The 19,056-nt window shown below is 51.3% G+C and carries 19 protein-coding genes and 1 pseudogene; 5 read left to right on the top strand and 15 right to left on the bottom strand.

The window, feature by feature from the left end:
- Positions 1–247 precede the first annotated feature (247 nt).
- From ychF to CD000_RS15725, 4 genes and pseudogenes are all read right to left on the bottom strand, one after another.
- Positions 248–1,348: a redox-regulated ATPase YchF gene (gene ychF, locus CD000_RS15740; RefSeq protein WP_011232946.1), complete on the bottom strand. Its 1,101-nt coding sequence runs from the start codon at positions 1,346–1,348 to the stop codon at positions 248–250.
- Positions 1,349–1,587: 239 nt separating this feature from the next.
- Positions 1,588–2,304: pseudogene (locus CD000_RS15735) on the bottom strand (molybdopterin dinucleotide binding domain-containing protein); the annotation flags it as partial.
- Between the two features lie 69 nt (positions 2,305–2,373).
- The gene (locus CD000_RS15730) at positions 2,374–2,571 is read right to left on the bottom strand and encodes a DUF951 domain-containing protein (RefSeq protein ID WP_011232948.1); all 198 of its coding nucleotides are present in this window, start codon (positions 2,569–2,571) and stop codon (positions 2,374–2,376) included.
- A 12-nt stretch (positions 2,572–2,583) separates the two neighbouring features.
- Positions 2,584–3,489 carry a mechanosensitive ion channel family protein gene (locus CD000_RS15725; protein ID WP_011232949.1) on the bottom strand — a complete coding sequence of 302 codons (906 nt, stop codon included), beginning with the start codon at positions 3,487–3,489 and terminating at the stop codon, positions 2,584–2,586.
- 186 nt (positions 3,490–3,675) lie between these two features.
- On the opposite strand from CD000_RS15725, the gene yyaC reads away from it, so the two are divergent.
- A complete protein-coding gene (yyaC, locus tag CD000_RS15720) occupies positions 3,676–4,299 on the top strand; it encodes a spore protease YyaC (RefSeq protein WP_096225996.1) in 624 nt (207 codons plus the stop codon).
- Between the two features lie 72 nt (positions 4,300–4,371).
- On the opposite strand, the gene CD000_RS15715 is transcribed toward yyaC, so the two are convergent.
- The 11 genes from CD000_RS15715 to rpmH form a co-directional block, all read right to left on the bottom strand.
- Positions 4,372–5,073: a DUF554 domain-containing protein gene (locus tag CD000_RS15715; protein WP_011232951.1), complete on the bottom strand. Its 702-nt coding sequence runs from the start codon at positions 5,071–5,073 to the stop codon at positions 4,372–4,374.
- Between the two features lie 54 nt (positions 5,074–5,127).
- Complete coding sequence (locus CD000_RS15710) at positions 5,128–5,997, bottom strand: ParB/RepB/Spo0J family partition protein (protein ID WP_096225995.1); 870 nt, start codon at positions 5,995–5,997, stop codon at positions 5,128–5,130.
- Positions 5,990–6,751, bottom strand: coding sequence for a ParA family protein (locus CD000_RS15705; RefSeq protein WP_011232953.1), 762 nt, complete (start codon positions 6,749–6,751; stop codon positions 5,990–5,992). The genes CD000_RS15710 and CD000_RS15705 overlap by 8 nt, the downstream gene beginning before the upstream one ends.
- A gap of 125 nt (positions 6,752–6,876) precedes the next feature.
- Positions 6,877–7,722, bottom strand: coding sequence for a nucleoid occlusion protein (noc, locus tag CD000_RS15700; protein WP_011232954.1), 846 nt, complete (start codon positions 7,720–7,722; stop codon positions 6,877–6,879).
- Between the two features lie 159 nt (positions 7,723–7,881).
- Entirely contained in the window at positions 7,882–8,598 is a 717-nt protein-coding gene (rsmG, locus tag CD000_RS15695) for a 16S rRNA (guanine(527)-N(7))-methyltransferase RsmG (protein WP_011232955.1), read from the bottom strand.
- Between the two features lie 23 nt (positions 8,599–8,621).
- Positions 8,622–10,511: a tRNA uridine-5-carboxymethylaminomethyl(34) synthesis enzyme MnmG gene (gene mnmG / locus CD000_RS15690; protein ID WP_011232956.1), complete on the bottom strand. Its 1,890-nt coding sequence runs from the start codon at positions 10,509–10,511 to the stop codon at positions 8,622–8,624.
- A gap of 18 nt (positions 10,512–10,529) precedes the next feature.
- Positions 10,530–11,918: a tRNA uridine-5-carboxymethylaminomethyl(34) synthesis GTPase MnmE gene (gene mnmE / locus CD000_RS15685; RefSeq protein ID WP_096225994.1), complete on the bottom strand. Its 1,389-nt coding sequence runs from the start codon at positions 11,916–11,918 to the stop codon at positions 10,530–10,532.
- Between the two features lie 342 nt (positions 11,919–12,260).
- Entirely contained in the window at positions 12,261–12,917 is a 657-nt protein-coding gene (jag, locus tag CD000_RS15680; RefSeq protein ID WP_096225993.1) for an RNA-binding cell elongation regulator Jag/EloR, read from the bottom strand.
- Complete coding sequence (spoIIIJ, locus tag CD000_RS15675) at positions 12,914–13,678, bottom strand: YidC family membrane integrase SpoIIIJ (protein WP_096225992.1); 765 nt, start codon at positions 13,676–13,678, stop codon at positions 12,914–12,916. The genes jag and spoIIIJ overlap by 4 nt, the downstream gene beginning before the upstream one ends.
- A 72-nt stretch (positions 13,679–13,750) precedes the next feature.
- Entirely contained in the window at positions 13,751–14,116 is a 366-nt protein-coding gene (rnpA, locus tag CD000_RS15670; RefSeq protein ID WP_011232960.1) for a ribonuclease P protein component, read from the bottom strand.
- Positions 14,117–14,195: 79 nt separating this feature from the next.
- Positions 14,196–14,330: a 50S ribosomal protein L34 gene (gene rpmH / locus CD000_RS15665; RefSeq protein WP_003253900.1), complete on the bottom strand. Its 135-nt coding sequence runs from the start codon at positions 14,328–14,330 to the stop codon at positions 14,196–14,198.
- A gap of 478 nt (positions 14,331–14,808) precedes the next feature.
- Between rpmH and dnaA the strand changes: the two genes are divergently transcribed.
- The 4 genes from dnaA to recF all read left to right on the top strand — a co-directional run bounded on the left by dnaA (position 14,809) and on the right by recF (position 19,019).
- Complete coding sequence (gene dnaA / locus CD000_RS15660) at positions 14,809–16,161, top strand: chromosomal replication initiator protein DnaA (protein ID WP_011229517.1); 1,353 nt, start codon at positions 14,809–14,811, stop codon at positions 16,159–16,161.
- Positions 16,162–16,333: 172 nt separating this feature from the next.
- Positions 16,334–17,470, top strand: a complete 1,137-nt coding sequence (gene dnaN / locus CD000_RS15655) for a DNA polymerase III subunit beta (protein ID WP_011229518.1) — start codon at positions 16,334–16,336, stop codon at positions 17,468–17,470.
- Positions 17,471–17,658: 188 nt separating this feature from the next.
- Positions 17,659–17,889 (top strand): S4 domain-containing protein YaaA, encoded by a 231-nt coding sequence (gene yaaA / locus CD000_RS15650; RefSeq protein ID WP_096225991.1) that lies wholly within the window; start codon positions 17,659–17,661, stop codon positions 17,887–17,889.
- 11 nt (positions 17,890–17,900) lie between these two features.
- Positions 17,901–19,019 carry a DNA replication/repair protein RecF gene (recF, locus tag CD000_RS15645; RefSeq protein ID WP_096225990.1) on the top strand — a complete coding sequence of 373 codons (1,119 nt, stop codon included), beginning with the start codon at positions 17,901–17,903 and terminating at the stop codon, positions 19,017–19,019.
- The last annotated feature ends 37 nt before the right edge of the window (positions 19,020–19,056 follow it).

The raw sequence follows: 19,056 nt of genomic DNA, 5'->3' as shown, positions 1-19,056 counted from the left end.
ATAGCAGGGAGAGAGTCCTTTTTGCATGACATTTGCTTTTTTCTACCGCGCTTCGCTTGGTGGCCCCGACGAGCGTTGCGAACAAAAGTTCGCAACCCTCGTCGGGGATCATTTCGGAATGTCACCCACAAATATTTTACTCACACTGCCGCATTCCGTCGGCGCAAACATCTTCCATCCGTATGACCAAGCCAAAAACGGCCCCATGCCGTGACCTGCTGCATCCGCCCTGCCCTCGAACCGATGGTTACACGTTGAACCGGAAATGCATAATGTCGCCGTCTTGCACTTCGTAGTCTTTTCCCTCCAAGCGCACTTTTCCGGCTTCGCGCGCCGCCGCCATCGATCCAGCCGCGACAAGGTCATCGTACGACACCGTTTCCGCGCGAATAAACCCTCGCTCAAAGTCGGAATGGATGATGCCGGCGCATTGCGGCGCTTTCATCCCTTTGCGGAACGTCCACGCCCGCACCTCCTGCTCGCCGGCGGTGAAAAACGTCGCCAATCCGAGCAAGCTGTAAGCGGCGCGGATAAGCTGGTCAAGGCCGGACTGCTCGATGCCGAGCTCCTGTAAAAATTGCCGTTTTTCCTCATCGCTGAACTCAGCGATTTCCTCTTCGATTTTGGCGCAGACAACAATGACTTCAGCGTTGTCGCGCTTCGCAAACTCGCGCACGTCCTTGACAAACGGATTGCCGCTAGGGTCAGCGATATCTTCCTCGCCGACATTGGCGACGTAAAGCATCGGCTTTATCGTCAACAAATGCAGCTGCTTGACGACTTTCATCTCTTCATCAGTGAACTCGAGTGTGCGCGCCGGCTTGCCGTCTTCGAGCGTCTCCTTCAACCGCCGCAAAATGTCGTATTCAAACGCCGCCTCTTTATCCTTTTGCTTGGCGATTTTGCCGACCCGCTCGATTCGTTTGTCAATCGTTTCTAAATCAGCCAACACGAGCTCCAAATTGATCGTTTCGATATCGGCGAGCGGGTCGACTTTGCCCGCCACGTGGGTGATGTTTTCATCACTGAAGCAGCGGACGACTTGGCAAATTGCATCGACTTGCCGGATGTGAGACAAAAACTTGTTGCCAAGCCCCTCTCCTTTGCTCGCCCCTTTGACGATGCCCGCGATATCGGTAAATTCAAAAACAGTCGGCACCGTCCGCTTCGGCCGAAACATTTCCGTCAATACATCGAGCCGCTCATCGGGCACTTCGACGACACCGACGTTCGGCTCAATTGTGCAAAACGGATAGTTGGCTGACTCAGCACCTGCTTTTGTAATGGCGTTAAACAGCGTCGATTTGCCGACGTTCGGCAATCCGACGATTCCTGCTGTCAATCCCATTCGTTCCACTCCTCTTTCCCGTCCACATCTTTCCTCATTATATGGGCTGGCGCAGAAAATGACAAGCGCGCCGCAAGCGGGGAATGTTTCCTCTCCCACCCGCTTCAAAAAAGGCGGAAGTTTGCGCCCTTTTCCCAACACTTGGATGACAAAATCATCTTTTCGGATCAACAGCCTCAAACCGCATTTTGTCGTCGACCATATCTTTTTTCTACTGATCCGAAGCAACTGTGAACCGCTTACTTTGCTTCCGACGTGACTTTTTCAATATTGACCAAACAGTCATACAGCGCGCTGCCGCAGCCGTTATCCGACTCCAAATCGGACGTGAGGACGTTGACCGGCACGCCGAACACTCCCCATTGTCCTTCGTCAATGTTGATCGTGCCTGGGTAGGCGCCATCAAGCACCTTGACCGTTCCCACGAGCGATCCACGGTCGTTGTAAACACGCGCCCGGTCGCCATCGACAAGACCCTTTGCCGCAGCAACATCAGCCGCTACCTCAATGCGGACTGTCTGAAGCGCTGGGATGAGCGGATAATGTTGCGAATGATTCGAACGGAGCGGATGGATCGTCAACAGCCGATACGGATATTTGGCGGCTAGTGCCGGATTGGACTCCTCCGATTCGGCCGGATACATGATTTGCAGCCGGCCATCCATCCCTTTTTTCTTGGCGATGGTTGACGTAAATTCGTATTTTCCGCTTGGCGTTTGAAACCGGCGGTCGCGCCATGGCACCGGTTCGACAGGCAAAAGGACGCGGTGTTCTGTTTTCAATCGCTTCAGCGTAATGCCGTGATGCTCCAACGGCCGGAGCGCCATCGCAAGAAACTGCTCACGCGTATAGGCAAAATCATCCCCAAACCCGAGCCTTTTTGCCAGCTCCGTCCAAATCCACAAGTCCGGCTTCGCCTCACCCGGCGGGTCGACAAGCTTCGGCCCGTAGTTCATCGTTTCCGTCATTTTCTTCCTTCCCCTTCGCAACAAAAGAGCATGGCCTCGCCACCATGATTCATTTGCTTATTCTTCATGCTTGACGAGCACTTTTTTCATTTTGCGGATAAACTCTTTGCGCGGCAACAAAACGCTATGGGCGCACCCTTCGCATTTAATGCGGATGTCAGCGCCCAAGCGAATCACTTTCCAACGATTCGTTCCACATGGGTGCGGCTTTTTCATTTCGACGATATCGTATAGGCCGAACTGTTTCTCTTCCATCGATCCACCTCCCTATGACAACGATTGCTCCCGTTGAGGCTTTGCCTCGGGCTGCTCTTGTTCGTCGCGGCGATGCAGCACAAGCCGTGGGTATGGGATTTCGATTCCCCGTTCGTCCAACAGCAGCTTTACTTCCTTGCGGATCGCCCGAGCGACCGCCAGATGGCGCATCGGCTTCGTTTCGCACGTGATGCGCAATATGACTTCCGAGCTGGCTAAATTTTGCACGCCAAGCAATTCCGGCGGGGCGACCATGTCTTCATACTTCGCCGGCAGCTGCGGAAGAAGCTCGCGGATGGCTTCCTCCGCCTCTTCAATGTCTTCTTCATAGGCGATGCTGACGTCAACGACAGCGAGGCTGTTGTGCAGTGAATAGTTCGTCACTTGAGTGATGCTGCCGTTTGGCAAAATGTGCACTTCCCCGGTCCAACTTTTAATTTTCGTCACCCGAAGCCCAATCGTTTCAACATACCCTTCAAAATTGCCAATGCGCACATAATCGCCGACCGCGAACTGGTCTTCAAAAATGATGAAAAATCCAGTGATGATGTCTTTCACTAAGCTTTGTGCGCCAAAACCCACGGCCAGCCCGACGACCCCAGCCCCGGCGAGCAGCGCTTTGACGGGAACGCCAAACGTATCTAAAATCATCAAGAGCGCAATAAAATATAGTACGTACGTAATGACGTTGTCGAGCAGCCGAACGAGCGTCGCCTCCCGCCGTTCGGAAATGCGGATCGGCGCCTTCTGTCGCACTTTGAACATGTTATGAACGGCAATTTTCAACACTTTCACCGCAATGGCGCATATGAGTAGGATAAGAACAATCTTCAGCGTCCCTTTTCCGATCTGGAGCCACAATTTCTCATCTATCAAAAATGCGAACAATCGGCTCATCGTTTTTTCCATCGTGTTCAACGTTGGCGACACCTCAATCTTTTTTCTTGTTCTGCGCTTTTATTTTAACAAGACCGGCCGCTGATTTGTAGCCCGATATCCCGTTATCGCGAAGAAAAGGCAAGAAAACGAACAATGAAATGTATATCATTCTTTTATTTTCCGTATACTGTTAATACTTTTGAAACGAAAGTAGGAGTGAAGCAAATGAGCATACCATCGATATTTTACTCATCCAAGGAGGAAAGGGACCGCGTGTTTTACGATGAGCAAGGGGCGGTGTCGTCGATCGCTTGGCGGGTCGCCTCACTGCTTCCCGACCCGCTCGCTCAGCCGGTCGCTATCGTTTGCATCGGCACAGACCGCTCGACCGGCGATTCGCTTGGACCGCTCGTCGGCACGATGCTCAAAGAGAAGCCGTTGGCTCGCTTCCACGTGTACGGAACACTCGAAGAACCAATCCATGCCGTTAATTTGGAAGAAAAGGTAGAAGCCATTCGACTCATTCATAACGATCCGTTCATGATCGCGGTCGATGCCTGCCTCGGGCGGCTGAAAAGCGTCGGCGCCATCACGATTGCCAAAGGACCCGTCCGCCCTGGGGCTGGGGTCAACAAACAGCTCCTTCCCGTCGGCGACGCCCATATTACTGGGGTTGTCAATGTCAGCGGGTTTATGGAGTTTTTCGTCCTGCAAAATACGCGCCTCCATCTTGTCATGAATATGGCGAAAACGATCGCCAATGGCATTTGCGAAGCGGAGCGGTTCATCCTCCGAAAAGAGCGGCTCGCTGCCCCTCCGCTCTCAACAGACCGGCATTCATTATGGTAGGCAGCAAATCCCCCTCTTGGTCAGCTGTTCAAGGAGGGGATTTCTTTTCTGTCCGGCCAAAACAACCGGTCGTTAAACGAGTGAAAGAATGAAAACGGCGGCTGCCGTAATGAGAATGCTCGGCAGCAAATTGGCCACGCGAATGTTCGTCAAACCGAGCATATTGAGTCCAATGGCCATAATTAAAATGCCTCCGGTCGCCGTTGATTCGGCGATGAACGAATCGAGCACTTCCTTCGGCACAAACCGTTCGATTTGCGTCGCCAACAGCGCGATGCTCCCCTCATAAACAACGACCGGCAAGGCGGAGAAGATGACGCCGATGCCGAGCGTCGTCGTCAAAATGACACTGGCAAAGCCGTCTAAAATCGATTTCGTATACAAGACGCTATGGTCGCCGCGCAGCCCGCTGTCAAGCGCTCCGACGATGGCCATCGCCCCGATGACAAACAACAACGTTGCGCTGACAAACCCTTTAGCGATGCTTCCTTGCCCGTTTCCGCTCACTTTCACCTCGAGCCATTGACCGAGCCGGTTCAGCTTTTCCTCCCAGTTCCACCACTCCCCGAGAATGCCGCCGAAAACAAGGCTGAAAATAACAACGAGAAACTGTTCGCTTTTCATTCCCATTTGTATGCCAAGCAGCGCCACCGCAAGCCCAATCCCCCCCATCACCGTTTCCTTCACTCGCTCGGGGATGCGATGAAGCCATTTTCCAATCAACGCCCCGGCGATAATGCTCACTCCATTGACAATCGTTCCTAACAACACCATGATGTCCAACCCTCTCTTGCAAAAAAATAAACCGGCCTTGATCAAAGGGCCGACTTACTCGTCGAACCGCACATCGAGCAGTTCTAATATTCTCTCTAAATCTTCCGGAGAAAAAAACTCAATTTCAATTTTTCCTCTTTTCCTCGTTTGTTTAATCGTGACGTTCGTCCCGAATTTTTCGCGCAGCAACGATTCGCTTTCCCGAATAAACACGCTTTTTTCCGGCGGTTTCCGCTTCGATGTTTCACGTGAAACATTTTCGTTCGCTTGTTGGATCAGTTTTTCAAGCTGGCGGACGTTCAACCCTTCGCGAATCGTCCGTTCCACGATCGATTTCATTTTGCTTTTTTGTTTCAGCCCTAAAAGCGCGCGGCCATGTCCCATCGAAAGTGTGCCATCAATGAGCAGCTTTTGCACATCTGAAGGGAGGGACAACAAACGCAAATGATTAGCGATGTGCGGACGGCTCTTCCCAACACGGCTCGCGACTTCCTCCTGGGTTAAGTGCAGCTTGTCCATCAACATTTTGTACGCCATCGCTTCCTCGATCGGGTTCAAATCCTCGCGCTGCAAGTTTTCAAGAAGGGCGAACTCCATCATTTGCTCATCAGTCAACTTGCGCACCACGACCGGCACTGACGGCAAATTCGCCTCTTTGGCCGCCCGATAGCGCCGTTCACCAACGACGATTTCAAATCCGTTCGGTACACGGCGGACGATGAGCGGCTGCAAAATGCCGTGCTGCAAAATCGATTGCTTCAACTCCTCAATCGCCTCAGGCTGAAACGTTTTCCGCGGCTGGTACGGGTTTGGATGAAGGTCGTGAATGCTTACTTCCCGCACCGTTTCCTCTTTCCCATTAAGTTCATTGAGAGAAAGGTTGTCAAACAGCGCACTGATGCCTTTGCCGAGACCTTTAGCCACGTTCAAGCACCTCCTTCGCCAGTTCCAAATACACTTCCGCCCCCCGCGATTTCACATCGTACAAAATGATCGGCTTGCCATGGCTTGGCGCCTCACTCAGCCGCACGTTTCGCGGGATGATCGTCTGGTACACCTTTTCGCGGAAATACTTTTTGACTTCTTGAATGACCTGCAAGCCTAGATTCGTCCTTGCATCAAGCATCGTCAACAGAACGCCTTCGAGGCGCAAATCATAGTTTAAGTGCCGCTGCACAAGCCGGATCGTGTTAAGCAGCTGGCTGAGCCCTTCTAACGCATAATATTCGCATTGGACAGGGATGAGCACAGAATTGGCCGCTGTCAACGCGTTGAGCGTCAGCAAGCCGAGCGAAGGAGGACAATCGATAATAATGAAGTCGTATTTGTCTTTCAGCGGCTCGATCGCGTTTCTCAGCCGGATTTCGCGGGAAATGACCGAGACGAGCTCAATTTCTGCGCCGGCGAGCTGGATCGTCGCTGGAATGACGTATAAATTTTCGATGTCCGTCGGTCGAATGACATCTTTTGCTTTCATGTCGCCAATGATGACATTGTAAATGCATTCGTCCACATCGCCTCGCTCAATGCCGATGCCGCTCGTCGCATTTCCTTGCGGATCGGCGTCAACAAGCAGCACTTTTTTTCCAAGATGCGCCAAACATGCCGATAAATTGACCGCCGTCGTCGTTTTTCCAACTCCGCCTTTTTGGTTTGCAATAGCAATGACTTTTCCCACGATGCCACCTACCTCTATCTCTTCCTCAATCCATTTTATTTTAGCACGAAAACAGGAAAATGACTTTGTTTTCTGAAAGAAAAAACCCCATCAGCAGTGCTTGATGAGGCAAAAGGTGACTTTCGTTATTTTTTCGCGATTCGAATCGTAATTTGATAGTAGTCATCGAATTCTTCTTCTTCCGATTGAACGGACACCCCGCTGCTTTCGACCATGGAAAGCGACTGGCGGATCGTGTTGACGGCGATGCGCATATCGCGGCTGAACGCCTTTCGCTTCGGTTTTGGCTTCCGTTCCCCCGCCTCGAGCAGCTTTAACACCCGATCTTCCGTCTGCTTGACATTCAACTGTTTGTCGATGATTTCTTGCAGCAGTTTCAGCTGTTTTTCTTTATCTTTCAAGGCAATCAACGCGCGCGCATGACGTTCCGTAATCGCCCGTTGCAAGAGCGCCTCTTGCACCTCTTGCGGGAGTTTCAGCAGACGCAGCTTATTGGCGATCGTCGACTGTCCTTTGCCGAGCCGCTGAGCGAGCGCTTCTTGCGTCAAATCATGGAGCTCGATCAATTTGGCGTACGCCATCGCCTCTTCAATCGGCGTCAACTCTTCGCGCTGTAAGTTTTCAATGAGGGCGACGGAGGCGGTTTCTTTGTCATTTAAGTTTTTGATGATCGCGGGGATTTCCGTCCAGCCAAGCTTTTGCACCGCTCTCCATCTCCGCTCGCCGGCGATGATTTCAAACCGTCCGTTCCCGCATTCGCGGACGACGATCGGCTGGATGATGCCGTGCGTGCGGATCGTCAGCGCCAACTCGTCGATCTTCTCTTCATCAAACATCGTGCGCGGCTGAAAGCGGTTCGGAATAATGCTTTTGACCGGAATGTGGCGAACTTCCTCCCGCTCTTGCTTTTCCTCCATTTCTTCCTGTTCTTTTTCTCCAAAGCTGAACAAGCGCGAAAATGGATGCTTCATCCCCCTACACCACCTTTGGACATACTTGGCCAAAATGTCTCTGTCTCGCCCGGCATACGCCGCCTTACGGTCGGTTTTTTGGCGCGGGACGAAGGCGGGGAGCGAAACAGCTTGTTTCTCTCTTTCAGCCGGCAAAGCCCTCCCCCGCCCGCAAAGACGCTACTGAATCGGTTGTTTGTTCGGCGTTCCCGGTTTGCGCGGGTATTGGTTCGGCGTTTTTCTCATTTTTTGGATGAAAATGATCGTTCGTTCGCCTTCGTCAAACGGCAACGTGAACGTTTCCGTCGCCGTCACTTCTCCGCCAAGCACAGAAATCGCCTTGTTTCCCTCTTTCAGCTCCTCGAGCGCCGAAGCAGCTTTCATCGCAATGAATGTCCCGCCCATTTTCACGAGCGGAAGGCAAAGTTCGACAAGCACTGGCATGCGCGCCACTGCTCTGGCCGTGACGACGTCAAATGATTCGCGCATCCCCTTTTGACGGGCGAACGTCTCAGCGCGTTCGTGGTAAAGCGCCACGTCCGCAAGCCCGAGCTCGGTGATCAGATGCTCTAAAAAACGGATGCGTTTTTGCAGCGAATCAACGATGGAAACGCGCAAATGCGGAAAACAAATTTTGAGCGGAAGGCTCGGAAATCCCGCCCCGGATCCGACGTCGCAAAGCGCAAGCGGCGCTGAAAAGTCGTAGTAAAAAGCCGGGGACACCGAGTCGAAAAAGTGCTTCACATAGACGCCGGGCTTGTCCGTAATAGCGGTCAAATTCATTTTCTCGTTCCACTCAACGAGCAGTTCGTAATAGCGCTCAAACTGCGCAAGCGCCCGGGAAGAGAGGAGAATTCCCCTCTCTTCGAGCATGGTTTGAAATTGTGTCGCCTCCATAAGCCAATCCTTTCCCTCATTGTTTATTCATTCGACACGCGCGCGATTCTTCCTTGTTCCAAATACACTAATAATATCGAAATATCGGCCGGATTGACGCCGGAAATGCGCGACGCCTGGGCGATCGAAAGCGGGCGCACTTGTTTGAGCTTTTGCCGCGCCTCGGTTGCAAGCCCTTGGATGGCGTCGTAATCGATATCTTCCGGGATTTTTTTGTTTTCCATTTTTTTGAGCCGTTCGACTTCTTGCAACGATTTTTGGATGTAGCCCTCGTACTTGATTTGAATTTCGACTTGCTCAGCCACTTCCGGAGCGATCTCCTCGTCAGCCGGCGCCAGTTTTCGGATGTGCTCGTACGTCATCTCCGGGCGTCGGAGCAAATCGGCGGCGCGAATGCCGTCTTTCAGCTCGCTTCCACCCGCTTCACGGATGACTTCCTGCACTTTTGGCGTCGGTTTGATGATCACCGTTTGCAGCCGCTTTTTCTCTCGTTCGATCGCCTCTTTTTTCGCCAAAAATTTTTGATACCGCTCTTCGGAAATGAGACCGATCCGATAGCCGAGCTCGGTCAGGCGCAAATCGGCGTTGTCATGGCGAAGCAAAAGCCGGTACTCGGCACGCGACGTCAGCAGGCGGTACGGCTCATTCGTCCCTTTCGTCACCAAGTCGTCGATTAAAACGCCGATATAGGCATCCGAACGGCTTAAAATGATTTCTTCGCGGCCGAGCGCACGGTGGGCGGCGTTAATGCCGGCCATAATGCCTTGGCCTGCCGCTTCTTCATAGCCGGACGTGCCGTTGATTTGCCCTGCGGTATACAAGTTTTTCACAAGCTTCGTCTCGAGCGTCGGCCATAGCTGCGTCGGCACGATGGCATCATACTCGATCGCATAGCCAGCCCGCATGAGCTGCGCCTTCTCAAGTCCCGGGATCGTCTCGAGCAGCTTGCGCTGGATATGTTCCGGCAAACTTGTTGACAACCCTTGCACGTACACTTCTTCTGTTTCCCGCCCTTCCGGCTCGAGGAAAATTTGATGGCGCGGCTTATCGTGGAACCGGACGACTTTATCCTCGATCGATGGGCAATAGCGCGGCCCGGTTCCTTTGATCATGCCGGAGTACATCGGCGACAAGTGCAAGTTTTCATCGATGATGCGGTGTGTTTCCTCCGTCGTGTACGTCAGCCAGCACGGCAGCTGATCAGTGATGTATTTTGTCGTCTCGTACGAAAACGCGCGCGGCTCCTTGTCTCCCGGCTGAATTTCCGTTTTGCTGTAGTCGATCGTCCGGCTGTTGACGCGCGGCGGCGTGCCCGTTTTGAAGCGAACAAGCTCAAACCCAAGCTCTTCTAAATGCTCGGACAGCTTAATCGACGGTTGCTGGTTGTTCGGGCCGCTCGAATATTTAATGTCTCCGATGATGATTTCCCCGCGCAAAAACGTCCCGGTCGTAATGACGACCGCCTTGGCGTAATAATGCGCCCCCGTGTGAGTGATGACACCTTTGCAAACGCCGTCTTCGACGATCAGCCGCTCGACTTTTCCTTGCAGAAGCGTCAAATTCTCTTGATTTTCGAGTGTTTTTTTCATTTCCCGCTGGTACAGCACTTTATCGGCTTGCGCCCGAAGCGCGCGGACGGCTGGCCCTTTGCCGGTGTTTAGCATCCGCATTTGAATGTATGTTTTGTCAATGTTTTTTGCCATTTCCCCGCCGAGAGCGTCGATTTCGCGCACGACGATTCCTTTCGCCGGGCCGCCGATCGACGGGTTGCACGGCATGAACGCGATCATATCGAGGTTGAGCGTAATGACAAGCGTCTTCGCCCCGATGCGCGCCGAAGCTAATGCCGCTTCGCAGCCGGCATGGCCAGCGCCAACGACAATGACGTCATACGTTCCTCCATGGTAATCCATATGGCATTTCCTCCTCGCTTATTTTCCTAAACAAAACTGAGCAAACAGCTGATCAATCAAGCTTTCATGGACCGTATCACCAATGATTTCGCCAAGCAACTCCCATGCCCGGCGCAAATCGATTTGGACGAGATCAACCGGCATGCCGGCGTCAATGCCGGCCAAGGCATCCTCGATCGCTGTTTTCGCCTGCTCGAGCAAGGCGATATGGCGAGAGTTTGAAACGTACGTCAAATCGCCGGCTTCCAGCTCACCCCCAAAAAACAGGTCAGCAATCGCCTTCTCCAGTTCATCAATTCCTTGTTCATGCAACAGGGATGTCCCCACGACCGGCCGGCCGGCCGCCAGCTCCTTGACCCGCTCCATATCGATCCGCCGGGGCAAATCGGTTTTATTCACAATGACGATGGCGTCCATTCCCTCGATCATGGCAAACAGCCGCTCGTCCTCTTCCGTCAGCGGTTCATGATAATTCAAAACGAGCAAAATTAAGTCGGCCCGCTTCAACATTTGCTGCGAGCGCTCGACGCCGATCCGTTCGACGACATCTTCGGTTTCGCGGATGCCAGCCGTATCGATCAAGCGAAGCGGTACGCCCCGGACGTTGACATATTCCTCGATGACGTCGCGCGTCGTCCCCGGAATATCGGTGACGATCGCCCGATTTTCATGGGCGAGCGCATTCAAAAGCGACGATTTGCCGACGTTCGGCCGCCCGATGATGACCGTTGCCAGCCCTTCGCGCAATATTTTTCCTTGCGCGGCGGTCGACAGCAGCTTTTCAATTTGCCCGCGCACATATTCCGCCTTTTCCCGCAAAAGGCGCGGCGTCATTTCTTCGACATCATCGTATTCCGGATAATCGATATTGACTTCAACATGTGCCAGCGTCTCCAAAATCGTCTGCCGCAACTCGCGAATCAATTTTGACAGGCGCCCTTCCATTTGCTGTAGGGCGACGTTCATCGCTCGGTCGGTTTTGGCGCGGATCAGGTCGATGACTGCCTCAGCTTGAGATAAATCGATGCGCCCGTTTAAAAACGCCCGCTTCGTAAACTCCCCCGGCTCGGCGAGCCGCGCCCCGTTTGCCAGCACGAGCTGCAGCACCCGATTGACGGAAACAAACCCGCCATGGCAGTTGATCTCGACCACGTTCTCGCGCGTAAACGTCTTCGGTGCGCGCATAACTGATACCATTACTTCTTCAACGACCCGTCCGCTTTTCGGATCGATGATATGCCCGTAGTGGATCGTGTGTGATGGAACGTCTTTGAGCCGCTTTCCGCTCGGGCTGCGGAAAAGCTGGTCAGCGATCTCAACCGCTTGATCTCCGCTCAACCGAACGATGGCAATCGCCCCTTCGCCCATCGGCGTCGAAATGGCGGCGATCGTATCAAATTCCGTCAAAGCTGTTCACCTCTCTTTGCTCCGCTTTCTCTATATCCACAGCCCGTTTTGGCCGCTTTTTTTCCTTGTGCATATTCACTTAGTTCAATTTTAACTTATCCACATGTGAATAACAATACAGCGCGCTCAACGCGGTTGTTGAAAAATATAAGCGGCGGCCGTCAAAAAAAGTTGGTGGAAACTAGTGATTGCTTCACAATCATCTGGACGGATAGGCAAAAAAGACCGTTGCTGCGCTGTTTCCCCATTTGAAGAAGCTCTTGCTGGAGCGTTCCCCCATTTCCATCGCCAATCTTCCAGGCGGCGCCGATACCGTAAAAAAAGAGGCCGCCTCTCTACAGTTTAGCGAGGCGCCTCTTTTTTCGGCGACATTTTGCCTGTTTTCGGAGCGACGACAATCGAACGGTGCGGATCAACGCCAACGGAATAGGTCAAGACGTGCTTGTTGTCAGCCAGCGCTGCATGGATGATCTTCCGTTCATGCGCCGGCAACGGCTCCAACCTTACTTCTTTTCCCGTCTTCACCGCCCGGGCGGCCAGCTTGTGCGCCAGTTCGATCAGCGCCTTTTCCCTTCGTTCGCGGTAATTTTCGACATCGACGGCAATCGACACGTATTCGTCAGCATGGCGGTTGGCGACGAGCTGCGCCAAAAACTGAAGAGCGTTTAACGTTTGCCCGTGCTTGCCGATCAATAGACCGACCGGCCCCCCGTGCACATGAAGCGTCACCTGCTTGCCGCGGCGGACGGCTTCGATGCTTGTCCCTTCCGCCCCCATTTGCGCGATGACTTGCTGCAAAAAGCGAACCGTCTCCTCAACCGGGTCGATTTTCAGCACGGCTTTCACAACCGCCGGCCGGCCGCCAAACAAGCCAAACCAACCTCTTTTCCCTTCATCGAGCACAACAATAACCGCACGCTCTCGAGGCACGCCAAGCTGCGCGAGCGCCAACTGCACCGCCTCTTCGACTGTCCGGGCAGTCGCGGTCACTTCTTTCACTTTTTCGCTCCTCCTGAATGGGCGGCAATCTCCGGCCCTTTAATGAGATACGTTTGCACAATGGAGAAAATATTTCCGACGACCCAGTAAAGCGACAAAGCAGCTGGGAAGTTGATCGCGAAAATGACGATCATAATCGGCATCATCCAAAGCAGCATCGCCATTTGTGGATTTTGCTGAGCGGAGCCGGCCATCATGATTTTCTGCTGGATGAACGTCGTCACGCCGGCAATGACCGGCAAAATGTAGTACGGGTCTTTTTCGCCAAGGTCAAACCATAAAAAATTATGTTGGGCAATTTCTCTCGTCCGCATGATGGCATGGTAAAATCCAATTAAAATCGGCATCTGGATCAAAATCGGGAAGCAGCCGGCCATTGGGTTGACGCCGTGCTTTTGGAATAAGAGCATCATCTCTTGCTGGAGCTTTTGTTGAGTTTGCGCGTCTTTAGAACTGTATTTTTTGCGCAACGCCTCGATTTCAGGCTGAAGCGCTTGCATCGCCTTCGCATTGCGCGTCTGTTGAATCATCAGCGGCAAGATGAGCAGGCGGATGAGAATGGTAACGACAATGATCGACAGCCCGTAGCTTCCGCCAAGCATCTCGGCGACGTATTTAATAAGCCAAGAAAGCGGATAAACGATATACTCGTTCCAAAACCCCTTGCTTTCTCGGGTGATCGGTTCATTAATCTCCGTGCATCCAGACAACATGGCAGCCAATGCACTGAGCAATACAATGAATGTAATTCGCCTTTTCACCTTCTTTTTCCTCCCACATATACAAGTTCACGTATGTATTTTACCATTTTTTTTGCCGCGTGGAGCATTTTTTCAAGCCGAATGCGACGGTTGGCCTCCTTTTTTCAGCCCTCCGGATTTCCGGAGCACATGGATTAAACTTTTTTTTACTTCCGCATAATTCATCTCCGCCACCGGCTGCCTAGCGATAACGACATAGTCTTTGCCAGGGGCAATCTCCTCTTTCAATTCGAGGAAGCATTGGCGGATGTAGCGCTTGATTCGATTTCGGACGACAGCCTTGCCAAGTTTTTTGCTGACAGACAGCCCGATGCGAAAATAAGGCTGCTCCGGGCGGTCAAGCGTGTAGATGACAAACTGGCGGTTGGCCGTTGAAGCGCCCCTCTGAAACACTTCCTGGAACTCTTCGTTTTTCTTGATCCGATACTTTTTTTTCATTCTCCCCAAACACTCCATTTGCCTAATTTCCCGGCGGCAAAATATTGAGAAAAAAGACCACTGAAACTTCAGTGGCCTATTATGCAGACAAAACTTTTCTTCCTTTGCGGCGGCGGCGCGCCAACACTTTTCTGCCGTTTCTCGTGCTCATGCGCGCGCGGAATCCGTGCACTTTGCTTCGTTTCCGTCTATTCGGTTGATACGTCCGTTTCATCTATGACACCTCCCTAGGGAATAACAGTTACGGGCAGTCTTTCTCATTATATTGAACAATCTTAGCAAATGTCAACCGCCTCTTCGTTTTTCCAACTCTGATCAGCGCTGTGGATAAATTTTTTCTCCCTATCAACAATCCACAACATTTATCGACATTTTTTTCACATGTTCAATGGTGTGGATAATGATTTTTTCACATCCCGTCCATTTTGTGGATAATCAAAAAAATCCCGTTGCAACAAGCCGCTTTATTTGCTATTATTATTGTGTTTTCACTATGGATAATTATGTGGATAAGAGGAGTCTATCCACATTTTGTGGATAGATTGTGAATAGTTTTTTCACAACGCGTTAATAATGTTACCCACAGATGGTGGATTTTGTCGAAAAGCTTCTTTATTTCCTTAATATGCTTTTTCCACAAACTTATTTTTTTAAACAAACGATCATCCTCTGACTTAAGGGAGGGGCAACGGGTGGAAAATATCCATGACTTATGGGATCGCGTGCTCGCGGAGATTGAACAAAAAATCAGCAAGCCGAGCTTTGAAACTTGGCTCAAGTCAACAAAAGCCCACTCTTTACGAGGTGACACGCTCGTCATCGTAGCCCCGAACGAGTTTGCTAGAGATTGGCTTGATTCTCGCTACTCTCATTTGATTGCGGAAACGATCTACACCATCACGGGCGAAGAATTGGCCGTCAAGTTTATCATTCCGCCAAATCAGGATGATGAAGAACTAGAGTTCCAGTCATCTAAGAAAAAGCAACGGAAACCGTATGAAGAGACAAACGATTTCCCACAAAGCATGTTAAATCCGAAATACACGTTCGATACGTTTGTCATCGGCTCCGGCAACCGGTTCGCCCATGCCGCTTCACTGGCGGTCGCTGAGGCTCCGGCCAAAGCATACAACCCCTTGTTTATCTATGGCGGCGTCGGACTTGGAAAAACACACTTAATGCACGCGATCGGCCATTACGTGATTGAACATAACCCATCGGCGAAAGTGGTCTATTTATCTTCAGAGAAATTTACGAATGAGTTTATTAACGCCATCCGAGACAACCGCCCTGACGACTTTCGCAACAAGTATCGGAACGTTGACGTCCTACTGATCGATGATATTCAGTTTTTGGCCGGAAAAGAACAAACGCAAGAAGAATTTTTCCATACGTTTAATACGCTGCACGAGGAGAGCAAGCAAATCGTCATCTCAAGCGATCGACCGCCGAAAGAAATCCCAACACTCGAAGACCGCTTGCGTTCGCGCTTTGAGTGGGGGCTCATCACCGACATTACGCCGCCTGATTTGGAGACGCGGATTGCTATCCTCCGCAAAAAGGCGAAGGCGGAGGGGTTTGACATTCCAAACGAGGTAATGCTTTATATCGCCAATCAAATTGACTCGAACATCCGCGAGCTTGAGGGCGCTCTCATTCGCGTCGTCGCTTATTCGTCGCTCATCAACAAAGAGATCACCGCTGACTTGGCAGCAGAGGCATTGAAAGACATCATCCCGAGCGCAAAGCCGAAGGTAATCACGATTCAAGACATTCAGCGCGTTGTTGGACAGCATTTCAACATCAAGATGGAAGATTTTAAAGCGAAAAAGCGAACAAAATCGGTCGCGTTCCCTCGGCAAATTGCCATGTATCTCTCCCGCGAACTGACCGACTGTTCGTTGCCGAAAATCGGCGATGAATTTGGGGGACGCGATCATACAACCGTCATCCACGCCCATGAAAAAATATCAAAGCTTTTGCAAACCGATACGCAGCTGCAAAGGCATATACAAGAGATTCAAGAAAAGCTGAAGCAACTGTGAACAACTGTCTCGGTTTTATGCACAGCTTATCCACATGTGGACAGGCTGTGCTTGCTTCGCTTTTTTTGTTTATCCACATACTAACAAGCCATACGACTAGTACTACGGTTTTTATTTTTATATTTTTATAATTTATTTCCGACGATCTAAAGAAACGGGGAGGAACAGCAACGTGAACATTTCCATTGACCGCGAAGCGTTGGCCAAGAGCGTCCAAGACGTGATGAAAGCCGTATCGACAAGAACGACGATTCCGATTTTGACCGGAATCAAACTAACAGCAACCGCCTCGGGAGTAACGCTGACCGGAAGCGATTCCGACATTTCAATTGAATCGTTTATTCCGCTTGAAAAAGAAGGCAAGTTGCTCGTTGACGTGAAAAGACCGGGGAGCATCGTACTGCAGGCGCGCTTTTTCTCTGAAATCGTGAAAAAACTGCCGCAACAAACGGTGGAAATCGAAACGGAAGACAACTTTTTGACGATCATCCGCTCGGGGCACTCAGAATTCCGCCTCAATGGGCTAAACGCCGACGAATATCCGCGCCTGCCGCAAATTGAAGAAGAAAACGTGTTTCAAATCCCGGCTGATTTATTGAAAACCGTGATTCGGCAAACGGTGTTCGCCGTTTCTACATCGGAAACGCGCCCAATCTTGACAGGTGTCAACTGGAAAGTTGAACATGGCGAGCTTGTCTGCACAGCGACCGACAGTCATCGCTTAGCCATGCGCAAAGTGAAAATTGAGTCGGAAAATGAAGTATCATACAACGTCGTCATCCCTGGAAAAAGTCTTAATGAGCTCAGCAAAATTTTGGATGACGGCAACCACCCGGTGGACATCGTCATGACAGCCAATCAAGTGCTATTTAAGGCCGAGCACCTTCTCTTCTTTTCCCGGCTGCTTGACGGCAACTATCCGGAGACGGCCCGCTTGATTCCAACAGAAAGCAAAACGACCATGATCGTCAATACAAAAGAGTTTCTGCAGGCAATCGACCGAGCGTCCTTGCTTGCTCGAGAAGGAAGGAACAACGTTGTGAAACTGACGACGCTTCCTGGAGGAATGCTCGAAATTTCTTCGATTTCTCCGGAGATCGGGAAAGTGACGGAGCAGCTGCAAACGGAGTCTCTTGAAGGGGAAGAGTTGAACATTTCGTTCAGCGCGAAATATATGATGGACGCGTTGCGGGCGCTTGATGGAACAGACATTCAAATCAGCTTCACTGGGGCCATGCGGCCGTTCCTGTTGCGCCCGCTTCATACCGATTCGATGCTTCAGCTCATTTTGCCGGTGAGAACATATTGACCCACCGCCCTCCTATTGGCGAAAACCATTCAGCTTCAAGGGCAAAAGCAGCCCGACAACGCTGCTTTTTCTCAAGTCCGATGAGAAGGCGGGCAACATCTATGCCCATCCTTCCCATCGGCTTTCTTTGCGAGTGGGCGGATTTTCCGGTAAAATAAAAGAATAGGCAGTTTGAAGGAAAGCGAGCGATGACACGGATGGAACAACGGGTGACGATTACAACGGAAACGATTACGCTGGGGCAGCTTTTGAAACTTGTGCGATTGATCGATACTGGCGGTGCGGCCAAATGGTTTTTGCAGGAACATCACGTGCTTGTCAATGGAGAACGGGAAAACCGGCGCGGGCGAAAGCTGAGAGACGGCGACCGGATCGACATTGAACCGTTTGGCATGTTCGTCGTCGTAAAAGCGGAGTAGGTGAAGGTTCGGTGTTTTTGACCAACTTAACGTTGACGAATTACCGGAATTATGAGTATGAAACGCTGAATTTTGGTGAGGGCGTGAACGTCATCTTAGGAGAAAATGCCCAAGGAAAGACGAACATGATGGAGGCCATTTATGTTTTGGCTATGGCGAAGTCGCACCGCACGTCCAACGATAAAGACCTTATCCGTTGGAATGAAGAGTATGCTAAAATAGAAGGAAGAGCGGAAAAACGAAGCGGGTCGTTAACGCTTGAGTTGCTTATTTCAAAAAAAGGAAAAAAAGCAAGATGTAACCATATTGAACAGCAGCGGCTCAGCCAATACGTCGGCCATTTGAATGTCGTCATGTTTGCTCCCGAAGACTTGAGTTTAGTCAAGGGAAGTCCGCAAGTGCGGCGCCGATTTGTCGATATGGAAATCGGGCAAGTGTCGCCTGTGTATATACATGATTTGAGCCAATACCAAAAGCTGCTGCAACAACGCAATCATTACTTAAAAATGATGCAGGCGCGCGAGCGGAGCGATGAGGCGGTTCTTGATGTGTTAACTGAGCAGCTTGTATTGCTGGCGGCCAAAATTACGCTGCGGCGCCGCCAGTTTTTGTCGCTGCTTGAGCAATGGGCGATGCCAATCCACTATGAAATCAGCCGCGGCGCCGAACAGCTTTGCATCCGATACGAACCGTCGGTCGACGTATCAGAAAAGGCGGAATTGTCGAGAATAGTAGAAGCATACAGTGAAACGTTCGCCGCCATGAGGGAACGGGAAGTTCAGCGGGGAACAACGCTGGTCGGCCCGCATCGTGATGACATCGCGTTTTTCGTGAATGGAAAAAACGTGCAAACTTTCGGTTCCCAGGGGCAACAACGTACAACCGCGCTAGCGGTCAAGCTGGCAGAACTTGAGCTCATCTTTTCCGAGTTAGGCGATTACCCCATTTTATTGCTGGATGATGTGTTGTCAGAACTTGATGACTTTCGGCAAACCCACCTCCTTGATGCCATCCGGAAAAAAGTGCAAACTTTTGTCACAACAACAAGCATTGACGGCATTAAGCACGATATCATTCAAGAAGCGGCTATTTATCGAGTCCATTCTGGTTCGGTAACCGCTCCTTCTTGACCGCGAGACCGTTGAACGTTTGCAAAGAAAGCGTAGG

The organism is Geobacillus sp. FJAT-46040 (assembly GCF_002335725.1).
Lineage (GTDB): Bacteria > Bacillota > Bacilli > Bacillales > Anoxybacillaceae > Geobacillus > Geobacillus thermoleovorans.
The sequence above is the reverse complement of the archived record's forward strand: the minus strand, read 5'-3'. Positions and strand labels throughout refer to the sequence as shown.

Coding starts and splice junctions, on each gene's coding strand:
- ychF (WP_011232946.1), bottom strand. CDS start 1,348: ATGGGATTGACAGCAGGAATCGTCGGATTGCCGAACGTCGGCAAATCG.
- CD000_RS15730 (WP_011232948.1), bottom strand. CDS start 2,571: ATGGAAGAGAAACAGTTCGGCCTATACGATATCGTCGAAATGAAAAAG.
- yyaC (WP_096225996.1), top strand. CDS start 3,676: ATGAGCATACCATCGATATTTTACTCATCCAAGGAGGAAAGGGACCGC.
- CD000_RS15715 (WP_011232951.1), bottom strand. CDS start 5,073: ATGGTGTTGTTAGGAACGATTGTCAATGGAGTGAGCATTATCGCCGGG.
- noc (WP_011232954.1), bottom strand. CDS start 7,722: ATGAAGCATCCATTTTCGCGCTTGTTCAGCTTTGGAGAAAAAGAACAG.
- rsmG (WP_011232955.1), bottom strand. CDS start 8,598: ATGGAGGCGACACAATTTCAAACCATGCTCGAAGAGAGGGGAATTCTC.
- mnmG (WP_011232956.1), bottom strand. CDS start 10,511: ATGGATTACCATGGAGGAACGTATGACGTCATTGTCGTTGGCGCTGGC.
- rnpA (WP_011232960.1), bottom strand. CDS start 14,116: ATGAAAAAAAAGTATCGGATCAAGAAAAACGAAGAGTTCCAGGAAGTG.
- rpmH (WP_003253900.1), bottom strand. CDS start 14,330: ATGAAACGGACGTATCAACCGAATAGACGGAAACGAAGCAAAGTGCAC.
- yaaA (WP_096225991.1), top strand. CDS start 17,659: ATGACACGGATGGAACAACGGGTGACGATTACAACGGAAACGATTACG.